At 55.3% G+C, this 13,749-nt stretch carries 13 protein-coding genes; all 13 read left to right on the forward strand.

Features of this window, described 5'->3' with window-relative positions:
* Positions 1-13 precede the first annotated feature (13 nt).
* Positions 14-1,387, forward strand: a complete 1,374-nt coding sequence (gene gcvPA / locus PSR63_RS05435) for an aminomethyl-transferring glycine dehydrogenase subunit GcvPA (RefSeq protein ID WP_274331410.1) — start codon at positions 14-16, stop codon at positions 1,385-1,387.
* Positions 1,380-2,840, forward strand: a complete 1,461-nt coding sequence (gene gcvPB / locus PSR63_RS05440; protein WP_274331412.1) for an aminomethyl-transferring glycine dehydrogenase subunit GcvPB — start codon at positions 1,380-1,382, stop codon at positions 2,838-2,840. The genes gcvPA and gcvPB overlap by 8 nt, the downstream gene beginning before the upstream one ends.
* Before the next feature lie 143 nt (positions 2,841-2,983).
* Positions 2,984-3,724 (forward strand): lipoate--protein ligase family protein, encoded by a 741-nt coding sequence (locus PSR63_RS05445; protein ID WP_274331414.1) that lies wholly within the window; start codon positions 2,984-2,986, stop codon positions 3,722-3,724.
* A 372-nt stretch (positions 3,725-4,096) separates the two neighbouring features.
* Complete coding sequence (locus PSR63_RS05450; protein ID WP_274331416.1) at positions 4,097-4,783, forward strand: FHA domain-containing protein; 687 nt, start codon at positions 4,097-4,099, stop codon at positions 4,781-4,783.
* Positions 4,784-5,036: 253 nt separating this feature from the next.
* Positions 5,037-5,609 carry an RNA polymerase sigma factor gene (locus PSR63_RS05455; RefSeq protein WP_274331418.1) on the forward strand — a complete coding sequence of 191 codons (573 nt, stop codon included), beginning with the start codon at positions 5,037-5,039 and terminating at the stop codon, positions 5,607-5,609.
* A gap of 39 nt (positions 5,610-5,648) precedes the next feature.
* A complete protein-coding gene (locus PSR63_RS05460) occupies positions 5,649-6,389 on the forward strand; it encodes a hypothetical protein (RefSeq protein ID WP_274331420.1) in 741 nt (246 codons plus the stop codon).
* Positions 6,390-6,521: 132 nt separating this feature from the next.
* On the forward strand, positions 6,522-7,562 hold the full coding sequence (locus tag PSR63_RS05465; RefSeq protein WP_274331422.1) for a DUF1559 domain-containing protein: 1,041 nt from the start codon (positions 6,522-6,524) through the stop codon (positions 7,560-7,562).
* 68 nt (positions 7,563-7,630) lie between these two features.
* The gene (locus tag PSR63_RS05470) at positions 7,631-8,017 is read left to right on the forward strand and encodes a hypothetical protein (protein ID WP_274331423.1); all 387 of its coding nucleotides are present in this window, start codon (positions 7,631-7,633) and stop codon (positions 8,015-8,017) included.
* Positions 8,018-8,271: 254 nt separating this feature from the next.
* Positions 8,272-8,763, forward strand: a complete 492-nt coding sequence (locus PSR63_RS05475; protein WP_274331424.1) for a hypothetical protein — start codon at positions 8,272-8,274, stop codon at positions 8,761-8,763.
* A 169-nt stretch (positions 8,764-8,932) separates the two neighbouring features.
* Positions 8,933-9,673, forward strand: a complete 741-nt coding sequence (locus PSR63_RS05480; protein ID WP_274331425.1) for a tetratricopeptide repeat protein — start codon at positions 8,933-8,935, stop codon at positions 9,671-9,673.
* A gap of 289 nt (positions 9,674-9,962) precedes the next feature.
* Positions 9,963-11,048 (forward strand): 3-phosphoserine/phosphohydroxythreonine transaminase, encoded by a 1,086-nt coding sequence (gene serC, locus PSR63_RS05485; RefSeq protein ID WP_274331426.1) that lies wholly within the window; start codon positions 9,963-9,965, stop codon positions 11,046-11,048.
* Positions 11,049-11,102: 54 nt separating this feature from the next.
* Positions 11,103-12,725 (forward strand): phosphoglycerate dehydrogenase, encoded by a 1,623-nt coding sequence (gene serA, locus PSR63_RS05490; RefSeq protein WP_274331428.1) that lies wholly within the window; start codon positions 11,103-11,105, stop codon positions 12,723-12,725.
* 299 nt (positions 12,726-13,024) lie between these two features.
* Positions 13,025-13,702, forward strand: coding sequence for a M48 family metalloprotease (locus tag PSR63_RS05495; RefSeq protein ID WP_274331429.1), 678 nt, complete (start codon positions 13,025-13,027; stop codon positions 13,700-13,702).
* Positions 13,703-13,749: the final 47 nt, after the last annotated feature.

Here is a 13,749-nt window from a genome sequence, read left to right on the forward strand (position 1 = left end):
TGGAACAGATTGGATGAGCTATCTCTACAACACTCCGGACGATCAGGCAGCCATGCTGAAGTCGATCGGAGTCGATTCGATTGAAGAGCTGTTTAGCACCATTCCGGAAGACCTGCGGCTCAAACGCGACCTGGATCTTCCGCCCCAGATGGGCGAGCTGGAACTGACGCAGCATCTTTCGGCCCTGGCCGCCAAGAATGCTTCTCCGGCGACCCATGCCTGTTTCCTGGGTGGTGGAAGTTACGATCACTTCGTGCCGGCCGCCGTTGACGCCTTGGCATCACGCGGCGAGTTCTACACTTCGTACACGCCCTATCAGCCGGAAGTCTCGCAAGGCAACTTGCAAGCCATGTTTGAATACCAAACATTGATCTGCGACTTGACCGGCATGGACCTTTCCAACGCCAGTCTGTACGACGGCGGAAGTGCCTTGGCCGAAGCGGTCATCATGGCGCTTAACACCGGCAAACGCGGCGAGAAGGTCGTCGTCCTTGGCACGGTTCATCCAGAATACCGCCAGATCTTGCAGACGTACTTCACTGATCTGGGAATCGAGATCGTCGAAGTCGCCTGCCCTGATGGCATCGCCGATCTGGCCAAGGTCGAAGAATCAATCGACGCCAGCACGAACTGCGTCGTCATTCAGTCGCCGAACTTCTTTGGCGGAATCGAAGATGTCGCAGCGATTGCGGAGATTGCCCACAAGAATGATGCGGTCGTCATTCAAAGCTTCGATCCGATCAGCCTTGGCTTACTCAAGCGACCTGGCGACCTGGGAGCCGACATCGCCGTCGCCGAAGGCCATTCACTCGGTTCGCCGATGCAGTACGGCGGACCTTACCTGGGAATCATGGCTTGTAGCGATCAGTTTGTTCGCCGCTTGCCGGGCCGTATTGTTGGTCAAACAGAAGACCGCCGCGGCAAACGCTGCTGGGTACTAACCCTGCAAACGCGGGAACAACACATTCGCCGTGAGAAAGCGACCAGCAACATCTGCACCAACCAAGGCCTGTTCGCCTTGCGTGCTTCAATCTATTTGTCGCTGCTGGGACCAAGTGGTCTGAAGCAAGCCGCCACGCTTTGCGTACAGAAAGCACATTACGCTCAGCAAACACTGACCGAAGTCGATCGGCTCGAACCGGTTTTCGGAGGCAGTCCGTTCTTCAAAGAGTTCGTCCTTCGCGATACGCAAGGCAACGTCGAAGGCCTGTTGGCCGAAGCACGCGAAGCTGGCTTCCTCGGCGGCGTGCCACTGGGACAATTCTTCCCTGAGATGGACGACTGCTTCCTGGTTTGCGTGACCGAGAAACGCACCAAGACCGAAATCGACGCCTTGACCCGAACTTTCTCCCTCTGTCACACCGGGAGTTCCACGATCCATGCGTAACCAACAAGCAACCCAACTTCTGTCCGAGCTTTCCCGACCGGGCCGCGTGGCCGTTCACTGGCCGGCGTGTGATGTGCCGGAGCAACCGATCGAAGATATCATTCCGACGAATTACCTCGCGGATGAAGAACCGAAGCTGCCGGAACTGACCGAAGGGGAAGTCGTTCGTCACTACACGAACCTGTCGACCAAGAACATGTCGGTCGATACGCACTATTACCCGCTCGGTTCGTGCACGATGAAGTACAACCCGAAGCGGAACGAGCGTCTGGCTTCGCTGCCTGGTATCGTTGACCTGCATCCCTACCAGGACGAATCGACGATCCAGGGAATGCTGCAATTGCTTTATGAATTGCAGGGCATCTTCTCGGAGATCTCTGGCCTGCCAGCTTGTTCGCTGCAACCAGCGGCTGGGGCTCACGGAGAGCTGACGGCACTGATGGCCGCTGCCAAGTACTTCAAGAGCATCGGCGAAGACCGCAAGGTTGTGCTGGCCCCAGACAGCTCGCACGGCACCAATCCGGCCAGTGCTCAGATGGCTGGGTTCAAAGCCGTCAGCATCAAGAGCGATCCCAACGGTGGCGTCGACATGGACGACTTCCGCAAGAAGTTGACCGACGACATCGCCGTACTGATGATCACCAACCCGAGCACCTTGGGCCTGTTCGAGAAGAACATGCGTGAGATCGCCGACGCGGTGCACGAAAAGGGTGGGCTCGTTTACCTGGATGGTGCCAACATGAATGCCATCCTCGGCATTGCCCGTCCAGGTGACTTCGGCGCCGACATGATGCACTACAACCCGCACAAGACCTTCAGTGGTCCACATGGTGGCGGTGGTCCCGGTGCCGGTCCGATTTGTGTGACCGAGAAGCTCAAGCCGTTCCTCCCTTCGCCCATCGTGGAGAAGGAAGGCGACCGCTACAAGCTCGACTTCGATCGCCCCGATTCGATTGGCCGAGTGCGAAGCTTCTTTGGCAACACGGGCGTCCTCGTTCGAGCCTACTGCTACATCCTTTCGCATGGTCCAGTGGGGCTGCGAGAAGTCTCCGAGAATGCCGTGCTCAACGCAAACTATCTGCTGAGCAAGGTCAAGCATTTCCTGCCAGTTCCGCGTGGCGAACGCTGCATGCACGAGTTCGTTGCTTCGGCTTCCGAGCTGAAGAAGGAACGGGGCATCACGGCGATGGATATCGGCAAGCGTCTGCTCGACTATGGCTTCCACGCTCCAACGGTCTACTTCCCGTTGACGATTCCGGAAGCAATCATGATCGAGCCAACGGAAACCGAAAGTAAGGAAACGCTCGATGCGTTCGTCCAAACCCTCTTCAAGATCACTGAAGAGGACGCCGAGCTTCTGCACGAAGCTCCGCACACGACACCAATCAGCCGTCCCAACGAAGTCCAAGCAGCAAGAAGCCCTTGCCTGCGAGCTGACTTCTGCAGCAGCTAATCGCCTTCCTAGCACCCTCTCCCATCACGGGAGAGGGTCAGGGTGAGTGATTACAATCTTGAAATGGGAGGTCTTTCCCATTGCTTGCCACTTCAACGCAGTTCTCTGCGTTGAAGACGAAGCCGAGCCCCGAACGAGTTTCCATGAAAGAGATGCGTTTAATCATCGATCCACCTGCACGCGGCACTTGGAATATGGCGGTCGATGAAGCAATCTTGCGCGGCGCGGTTGATCTGGGGATGCCTACCCTGCGATTCTACGGCTGGAGCGAACCGACGCTCTCGCTGGGTTATTTCCAGAAGTACGTCGATCGCCAACAGCACGAGGCCAGCGCGAGTTGTGCATGCGTCCGCCGGGCCTCTGGCGGTGGTGCGATCATGCACGATCGCGAATTGACCTATAGCTTTGTCGCCCCGGTGCGCGATTCGCGTTCCGAAGAAACAACGCGTTGGTTTGATCTGTTCCACGAGACGTTGATCGACGTGCTAGCAAACTGGGGTATCAACGCCCACTTGAGCGGTAAGCCGCAGGCCAGTTCCGACCCAGAGCCGTTTCTGTGCTTTCTGCGTCGCCATGAAGTCGACGTAATCGTTGATAACAACAAGATTTGTGGCAGTGCCCAGCGGCGTCACCAGGTTGCCGTTTTGCAACATGGGAGTGTGATTTTACAACAATCGCCCTGTGCCCCTGAGCTGCTGGGGCTCGAAGAAATTACTGGGCAGAAGATTTCCGCCGAAATGCTGATCGATCAGTGGAAAGACACCCTAAAGGACACGTTCCAAAGTAGTTACACCGACACCCCTCTGACGGCCAAGGAAGTAGAATCCGCCCAAGAGATTGAATCGGTTAAATTCGCACATTCCGAATGGACGCATAAACGGTAACCAATATCAATTTCAAAACCGTTGACCTAGGCCTAATGGCGACATATGCTTATTTAAGGACGAAAGCCAGATTGCCGATATAAGTTTTGGAGTTATCCCTGGTTGGATGCGGAAAAAATCATCTCACGTGGTTTACCGCACCCCCAAAGAAACCATTTGCAATCATGCTTGAAACCGTTAATGTAATAGGACTTTTCTGTGGCGTCAGTATGCCGATTTATTCTCAATTGTCTTCGCTCTCGGCGCGCTGATTGCATCGGAACAGATTGACCCCTTCGGTCGGCTCGGTGAATCCCGATACCAATCCTTTTAACCGCCATTATTTGAGTTTCTCAAAGGTGGGATTAGCCGTTGCACAGGAAGGATTTAAATATGCAAGTCATGCTACAAGTGATCCGAGGACCAAGTGCCGGCAAGGAGTTCAAGCTCCCCGTCGACAACTTCGTCATCGGTCGAGGTGATGGATGTCACCTTAAGCCTAAAAGCGACATGGTTAGTCGCAAGCACTGCGCACTCGCGGTACGTGATTCCAAGCTGTTTCTGGAAGACTTCGGAAGCAAGAACGGGACTTACGTTAACGGCGAACGCGTCGAGGGCACCATCGAGTTGAAGATGGGAGACGAGCTCCGCGTAGGACCACTCGACTTTCTGATTCTGATTGACCACACCTTGGGTGCGGCCAAACGCTCGAAGGTTAGCAGTGTGAAAGAAGCTGCCAGTCGCGTGGCAGAAGCGAGCGGTATTGGCAACGATGTCGCAAGCTGGCTGGAAGAAGCCGACGAAGAAGAACGCCAGATGCGGATGGATAATCCGGAAACGCGTCAGTTCCGCGTGGACGAAACGCGTACCGTTTCTCTCGACGAACTCCGTGAGTTGGAAGAGGAAGAAGCGGCCAATGGCGACACAAAGGATGGCAAGACCAAGACTGGCCTACTGGGCATGTTTGGGTCGAAGAAGAAGGCCTATGGCAAATTGCCTCAGGTCGAGAATGCTGGCTCCAAGGATAGCCAATCGGCTGCCAACGACGCGATTCGTCGACTGATGGATAACCGTCGTTAAAGCCCGCTTCCGCGCTAATGTAAACGCTTCGTTACAAACCACTTAAGCCACTCAGTACTGAGTGGCTTTTTTTGTAGGTTATCTACGGCTGAACTGGCAAAACGGACAATTCTCGCTCGCAGCCCCCAAGATTACCCGCTAAGCTGGGAATAACTGGTCAATCTCGCTCACTTTCTCTAATTCCGCGAAACCGTCTATTCCAGTCGTGGGTATAAGTATGCAGAGTGGATGTGATCAGTCCAGGAGCGGTCCTTTGACGAATTTCAGCCTGCTAGTCGACCAATGCATGGAAGGGAACCAGAGCGCAGTCTCTGAGTTCGTGCGTCGATTTCGAAATCAGGTATACCTGCTGTGCTATCGGATGGTGGGGGAACACCACGAGGCCGAGGATATGGCCCAGGAGACCTTCCTGCGCGTGTTCCGGAATCTCCATCGATGGGATCGAAGTCGTCCGATCGAACCTTGGATCATGACCATTGCCGGCAACCGCTGCCGGACCCACCTGGCCCAAAGAAATCGTCGACCGATCGCTTGCGAGACGCAGGATCATGTCGAAGACCATCGAGGGGTCGATACCCGTGGCGAACTGTTAGCCGAAGAGGTTCAGTTGGCCCTTTCCCACGTCCGAGAAGAATACCGCAGGGCATTTCTTCTGTTCCACGATCACCAGCTAAGTTATGGCGAGATCGCCGAGCAGATGGATTGTCCGCTGGGAACCGTAAAAACCTGGGTCCATAGAGCTCGCCGTGAGCTAGTCCAGCGACTTGCCAGTCGTGGCGTCACCCAGGAATACCGTGCGAGCCAGCTCGCGAGAACAGCCGATTAGATCCCAACGTTCCTACAGGCTACGATCAGGAAACGATTCGTGAAGTTTGAAGAGTTTGAAAACACGCTGCAAGACTGGCTCGACGAAGGCCGCCTCGACGAGGTGGAATCGTTGTTACCGCTGGTATGTGAAGCCGATCAGGCTGAGTGTGAAGAACTCTTATTCACCTATCAGGCACTCTTCGCTGGACTCAAATCCGCTTCTCCAGCGGACGTTTCATCGAACATGGTCTCCCCTGCGTCCCAGGATGCAAGTAGCGCGTGGAAAGAGCTTTCCATGCCAGCGATTGCCATGGGCTTGGCCTTGTGCTTGACGCTGATTGCCGCAGTCCCGGGTATCTTCTCGCAAACCGATTCGGTTACCGCACCGTCCCCACAGACCTTGGTAACCATTCCGCAGCCAGTCGATGTTCAGCCGAGTCCCCTCCCCCAGCTTTCTCCGGCAGTTCAAATTGCTTCCCGGGAAACGGACTTCACGAGATTTGCCACGGCTTCGTTCGAGCCATTGGCTCGCAGTATGGTGAGCCGGACCGACCTTGCCCTCAAGTCGATTAATCGTGTCGCTACCGATCTGAACCCTATCGATGATCAGTTCTCTGCTTACGAGGAAGCTGCGCCTCTGATCGATACGCTCACGCGCGGCTTTCTGCCTGGGACGCGATCGTTGAGCAATGCTTTCTCGGTCCTACATGAAACGGCCATCGAACCGGCCGCGCCGACTCAAGAGCAAGAGTCGAGCCCTCTTTTGCCCACTGCTGAGCAAAATCCCGTCGTTAGCTAGATATAACGGGAAAATACCCCACCTACCGTGGGATATCCTTTTTATATTTTTTCCATTACCTTGGAAATATTGCTTTACCTGCCAGCATCTACATTCTTTTCCTATTCCTCATACCCTCCGGAAGAAATGTCTATGTATGTCTCCACCACGCCTCCGCAGTCTCGACGTGGGTTCACTCTTGTTGAACTCCTGGTGGTCATCGCCATTATTGGTGTGCTGATCGCCCTGCTTCTCCCGGCCGTTCAACAGGCCCGTGAAGCTGCTCGCCGCAGCCAGTGCTTGAACAATCTCAAGCAGCTCGCCTTAGCGATGCACAACTTCCACGATACGAACAACACCTTCCCTAAAAACACCTACGGCCCCAACGCGGGAGTCTCCTGGAGCGGATGGCATCTGTTTAGCGCCAATTACAAGCTTCTGCCGTTCATCGAGCAGGAAAACCTCTACGATCAGTTCGATCTCAATGGAACGTGGGGAGCCAATCAAAGTGGCCCGATGAACGTATCCCTGGAAGCATTCAAGTGCCCTTCGGCTCCGCCAGCTCCAGACGCCAGCACGATTGGCTGGGGCGGACCAGGTTCCAACTATGGTTGGAGCTCCGGCAGTTCGCCTTATACCGCTCACTCGTGTACGAGTAACAATTGCAACGGCATGATCACCACCAAAGACGAAACCCGGATGGCGGATACGACTGACGGTCTTTCCAACACCATCTTTGTTTCAGAATTCCTGTCTGGCGACGGAAACGGCAGTACGCCCAAATATCCGTTTGACATTCTCTATACCGGGGATGACACACCGTACAACAACATCGTTAACAAGGACTTCCCCACCCAGGCCGAAATCGACGCAATTGGGCAATCGGTTGAAAGTGGCGCCTCGGGCGAACGCAGCAACAACGGCACACTGTGGGCTTGGTATTCCCATGGTCAATCCATCCTGAATACGGCGACTCCGCCCAACTGGCGCTATCCATCTTCAGGCGGTAATTGCTGTCCCGGTGGTGCTCATGACTGGGGACGAGGGTTCATTGGGGCTCGTAGTATGCATCCTGGCGGTGTGAACGCAGCCATGGGGGATGGTTCGGTTCGCTTTGCAGCTGAAACCATCGATTTGCTTACCTGGCAGCGAATGGGGAACCGACGCGACGGTCAGGTAGTGACACTACCGTAAATCTTCGCATGACGTTCGACTCAATTCACCTTGATGAGTGACTCCCCCTACGTTGCTGGAGATTTGCAATGCGTCCACGTTCCCTCAATTCCCTTTGTCTGCGGCTTGTTGTCGCGGCCTGCCTAGGCACACTTCCACTTGTTGGCTGCTCTCAGTCAAGTCAACAGGAACGTGTGATTCCGCTCAAAGCTTCCGCCTCGATGAACAATGCGCGGTCCATCCTGGAAAACTATTCCCAGGGAGCGCCGATCACGAGTGAGGCAGACTCGTTCGATGCAGTCGTCGAGGGGGTCCGCAAGGAAAACCCCGAGGTCGCTGACATCCTGGCCGAAGCGTTTAAAAAGATCCGCGAGAACCCAAGCAGCCGCGCGAAGGTCGCCAAGGAGACGCTCAAAAAGATGCCGGCCAAGCCAGAGCCGGAACCTGTTTCCCAGGATGCTCCCCCTGCGGAATAGCATCTCGACTAACGTTCAACCTTGCTTTACCAAGGCCATGCGATCTGATTCGCATGGCCTTTTTTTGTGGGCTTGGCCTCCTAGAAGAAGGGTTAATGCAGTCTTTGCGCAGCCACGAGGGTCCCGCTAATCGGAACAACCTGCACAACCTGCAAGCTTTACGGAATGTTGCAAAGTTCCCACATGGGACACCGATGAGTTGAGTATTCCCAACGCATCCTCCCCAACCATCCAAGTCAACGGAGCTTACCAACGTGGCCAAAGCAAAAACGACGACCCGCAAGACGACTGCTTCCAAGACTTCGACCAAGACGAAGTCCACCAAATCGACCAAGAGCAGCGTCGGAGAGAAAGAAGTCGTGATGGATCGTCGCCGATCCGATCGCCGCAGCAAGGCCGCTGCTGAAAAGACCAAAAAGCCGGAAGTTGCCGTCGAAGTAGCCAAGGGCCCAGAAGAGGCCGAACCGAAGATGGAACGTCGGGCCAAGGTGAATCGTCGCCGTCAAATCGATCCGACTACTTGCGAGCGCGACTACACCAACGACGAAATCGAGTTCATGCAAGCTCTGGACGCGTACAAGCGTTCGAGCGGTCGCATGTTCCCGACTTGTAGCGAAATCCTGGAAGTGATTCGCGGCCTGGGTTACAGCCGCGGTGGTAGCACACTGCCGGAAACGGCTGAAGAAGCACAAGCCGAAGAACAAATGCCAGCCTTCTCAGACGAAGTTCCTGCCATCGAAGACTAGCACACCAGCCACTGCGACAAACCAACGTTGCTAGCGACCTCGGGAGGCTTTTCGGCCTCCCGAGGTCTTTTCTTGAGCGAATTCGTCTTGATTAAGGAAGAAGTCGCCACTATTCTCCCCCGACGCATGAAAATAAGTCGCCTGACAACAGGATTATGGGGTTGATGACGTGCATCGACAAACGACTCTTCGCCGACAACTGATTCTCTTCACACTCGTTGCTCCGCTTGTGATCGCAAGTGCCGGCTGCCAGATGGCCGCTTCGGGTTACAACGTGGCCGGCGTCCGCGCGGTGGAAGAAGGTCAGCCACAGGTCGCGGTGAATCAGTTTCAGAAAGCTTTGGGGCACGATCCCACGAATCCTGACGCCTATTACAACTTGGCGGCAACTTACCATCAGATGGGTAAACAGTCTGGCGACCAAAACACGTTGCACCAGGCCGAAGCCCTCTACAACCAGTGCCTGGATCTGAATCCCAATCATACCGAATGCCACCGTGGGCTGGCCGTCCTGCTGGTTGATACAAAACGTAGCGATAAGGCCTTCACGCTGATGGAACGCTGGGAACAGCGCTCGCCACAGTTGGCCGATCCAAAAATCGAACTGGCTCGTCTCTACCAGGAGTTTGGCGATAAAGAAAACGCCATGAACCAGTTGAACCAGGCCCTGGCCGTCGATGCCAATAACTCGCGTGCCTGGGCGGCGATTGGTAGCCTGCGTGAACAGAACGGAGAACTCGGCCAAGCCTTGGCTAACTACCAGCGGTCGTACCAACTGAACAATCTCGATGCAGGCGTTGGCTCTCGAATTGCCGCCTTGCAACGCCAGGGAATTCAAAGCGAAGTCCCCATGGCACCCACCAACGGCACGCAATTGGCAAATCAGCCAAATACCCGCAAACGGTATTAATGTGTGCTAACGCGCAGCATACGCTGGGGGATTGAGCATTTTCGATCCATTCTAACCCAGCGGTATCGACGGATCTGAACCCTTTTGGGGCATCTGTATCCTTCTTGTACTACCCGATTTGCGCCCAGCGAATTCAATTCTTTCGCAGTCGCGCGGGGGCCGCTTCTATCGAAGAGGAATTCCCCTTAAAATCTGGGTTTACTTGCTACCTGCCGGTTCCGTCTGGGATGTCTTGCGAAAGACACAGGCGGCCCCAATCGGTTGACCATCTTCCTTTGAGCCGACTGTCATGCCAGAACGCGTATTCAATTTCTCTGCCGGTCCTGCCGTAATGCCCCTTCCTGTGCTTGAAGAAGCCCAGCGCGACTTGGTCGCTTTGCCAGGCGTTGGTAGTTCCGTCATGGAACTGAGCCACCGCGGTAAGACCTACATGGACATCCACGCAGACGCCAAGGCCCGGCTCGTTTCACTGCTGAACATTCCCGACACCCACGATGTCCTCTTTCTGCAGGGCGGGTCGCGGCTGCAGTTTTCGATGATCCCGATGAACCTGCTCAAGGGCACCGACAAGACGGCCGACTACGTCTTGACCGGTAGCTGGGGCAAAAAGGCCTTGGAAGAAGCCGTCAAAGAAGGCAAGACCAACGTCGCCTGGGATGGTAAGCCAAGCAACTACAACAATCTGCCAAGCCAAAGCGATCTGAAACTGACGTCGGACGCTGCCTACGTGCACATCACCTCGAACGAAACCATTCAAGGTGTTCAGTTCCAGAGCGAACCAGAAGTGGGTAACGTGCCGCTGGTCGCCGACCTGTCGTCCGACTTCCTGAGCCGTCCCGTCGACGTCTCGAAGTATGGCATCATCTATGCCTGTGCCCAGAAGAACGCCGGCCCAGCAGGCGTGACCGTCGTGATCATTCGCAAAGACTTGATGGAGCACGCCAGTAGCGACCTGCCCGGCTACATGGTCTATCGCAATCACGCCGAAGCCGATTCGATGTGGAACACGCCACCCACGTTCGGCATCTACCTGCTTGGTCTTGTATGCAAGTGGCTGCAGGAAGACTTCGGCAGCCTGGAAAAGATTCAAGCTCAAAACGAAGCCAAGGCTCAGCTGTTGTACGACGCCATCGATCAATCCGGCGGCTTCTACATCGGCCACGCCGTTCCGGAAGTTCGCTCGAAGATGAACGTCACCTTCAAACTGGGCGACGACGAATCAGACAAGAAGTTCCTAGCCGCTGCTAACGAAATCGGCCTGACCCAATTGGGCGGTCACCGTAGCGTTGGTGGTGTGCGTGCTTCGATCTATAACGCGATGCCTGTCGAAGGCGTCGAAAAGCTTCGCGACTTCATGCTTGATTTCAAGAAGTAAACACCCCTCACTACCCTAACTTCGCTGGCAAACCCTCAGCCAAAGAAACGCATCATGCCTAAAGTCATTGTTTTGGATACGCTCGCTCAGGAAGGTCTGGACCTGTTGGATCAGGCCCCTGGGATTGAATACGAAGTTCGCACCGGTCTCAAAGGTGAAGAACTACGAAGTGCCCTCAACGAGTTCGATGGGGCTATCTGCCGCAGCGGCGTCAAGATTACCGCCGAGTCTCTCGAAGGCAACACCAACTTGAAGGTGATCGCTCGTGCCGGTGTCGGTACTGATAACATCGACTCCAAAGCGGCAGCTCGGCATGGCATCGTCGTGATGAATACCCCCACCGGGAACACCATCAGCACCGCCGAACATGCTTTCTGCTTGATGATGGCTCTCTCGCGAAACGTGCCGGCCGCCAACCAAAGCCTGGTAGAAGGTCGTTGGGATCGTAAGAAGTACATGGGTACGCAGCTGGCCGACAAGACCCTGGGGGTTGTCGGTCTCGGTCGCATCGGGATGGAAGTCGCCAAGCGTGCATTGGCTTTCGAGATGCGCGTGATCGCCTACGATCCGTTCGTCAGCCCAGAACGTGCTGCCGAACTGGGCATCGAGCTTTCCGAAACCGTCCCGGGCATGCTTCCCCACATCGATTACCTGACGGTGCACACCCCGCTGACACCGGAAACCAAGGACATGATCAACGCAGAGTCGATCAAGACCTTGAAGCCAGGTGCTCGCCTGATCAACTGTGCTCGCGGTGGTATCTACAACGAAGAAGCGCTCGTCGAAGGCCTCAAGTCAGGGCACCTCGGTGGTGTCGCCTTGGACGTCTATGCCGAAGAGCCATGCACCGACAGCCCGCTGTTTGGCATGGAGAATGTCGTCGCGACGCCTCACTTGGGTGCGAGTACTGAAGAAGCCCAAACGCAGGTCGCCGTCGAGGCGGTTCAATTGGTGGTCAATTACCTGTCGACCGGCGAAATCCGTCACGCGGTCAACGTCGCTCCGCTTGATCCCAAGACCCTGGAAAGCATTCGTGGTTACCTGGACGTGGCTTATCGTCTGGGCCTGGTTGCCGCCCAGGTTCATTCCGGTGGCGTGAAGTCGGTCAAGCTGACCTACCGTGGTGAAGTCAGCAGCAAGAACACGAAGCTGTTGACCGCTTCGTTCTGTGCCGGATTCCTGGCCAAGGCTCTGGAAGACGAACCGAACATCATCAACTCCGAGATGCTTCTGCTGGACCGTGGCGTTGACCTTTCGACCGAAACGAGCACCGAACTGGGTAGCTTTGCGAGCAGCATCACGGCCTCGATTGAAGAAGGTGGCAAGTCGCACCAGGTCGGCGGTACGCTGTTTGGCAGCAACATGCCTCGCTTGATCTTGCTGGACGGTCAGCGTCTGGAAGCTTACCTCGACGGAACGCTGTTCGTCTTTGCTCACAACGATGTCCCAGGCATCATCGGCAAGGTAGGAACGATCTTTGGTAACCACCAGGTCAACATCGCTCAAATGGCTGTCGGCCGCTCGAGCACCACACCAGGCAGTGCCGTTGGTGTCCTGAACCTGGACGGTCTGCCAGGCGAAGCCGCTGTCAAGGAAGTCATGACAAGCGACAACATCACCTCCTGCAAAGTGATCGAGCTTCCTGCCGCTGGCGAGATGCCAACCTGGATGCGATAGAATCGCTACAGATGGAACATATAGAAGAACCGGCATAGCGTATTCGCTGGCCGGTTTTTCTTTGCGCTCGTGGGAATTGTATCCGCTACGAAGCGAATTACTTTGAGATCTTGCAGAACGTCTCGTTTGATTCTTGAAGAACTGAATTGTTAGCGAACTTCCTTACCTTACTTCCGATTGCAAGTATCCCATGGGGCTGGGGCTCGCTGCTGTGGTTGTCGTTGCTGATCCCAGTTGCGGCAGTCGTTGCGTATCCTTTGTTAGCAAAGACTTTTTTTAGGCTTGCCAAGCTCTCGCGTGTGCAGAAACGCAAGCTTCAACGAGCACTTCCATGTGTCGACGATCAATTGGCCGACAAACTCCGAGTTTGGGAAACGGGGGATCGCGTATGCAATGCGGCTGTACTGGGATGTGTTCCCGGCTTCTCCTTCGTACTGGTAAGTGACGCTTTGCTCAGCCGTTTATCGCCTCGGCATGCCGCGGCCATCGTCGCGCATGAGATCGGCCATCTTCGCCTATGGCACGTCCCGATTCGGCTGAGCATCGTATTCGCCGGCGGCATTCTGGGCATGACGCTAGTACACCTGGGAGAGCAACTGGGGCATTGGCAGATGCTGACGCAAAGCATTGTGATCGTGGGAACGATTGTCTACATGACGCTGATGCTGCATTTCATTGCCCCACTCTTGGAGTTCCAGGCAGACTCCTTTGCCGTCGATTTGCTCAGCAAAAGCGATCATGGCCGACGACGTAGTGCCCGGGTGTTGATCCGAGCCTTGTCCCAGCTCACTCTTCTCTCCGGAATCGAGCCGAACCAGCGAACCTGGTTGTACCCGAGCTTCGAACAGAGACGTCGGGCAATTCTCAGCCTGCAATCCTCGTCGCGACTCAAAACGTGCCTGCGTTGGTTCCTTGCTGCCGCATTTCTTAGCCAGATTGCTCTGATTATCTGCTGCTTACTCCTCCTTGTTGGCTAAGGGGTCTGCGGTTCGCAAATTTTAGAGGTCAGATGCCGGTTTCGGTT

This window comes from Bremerella sp. P1 (assembly GCF_028748185.1).
Classification (GTDB): domain Bacteria; phylum Planctomycetota; class Planctomycetia; order Pirellulales; family Pirellulaceae; genus Bremerella.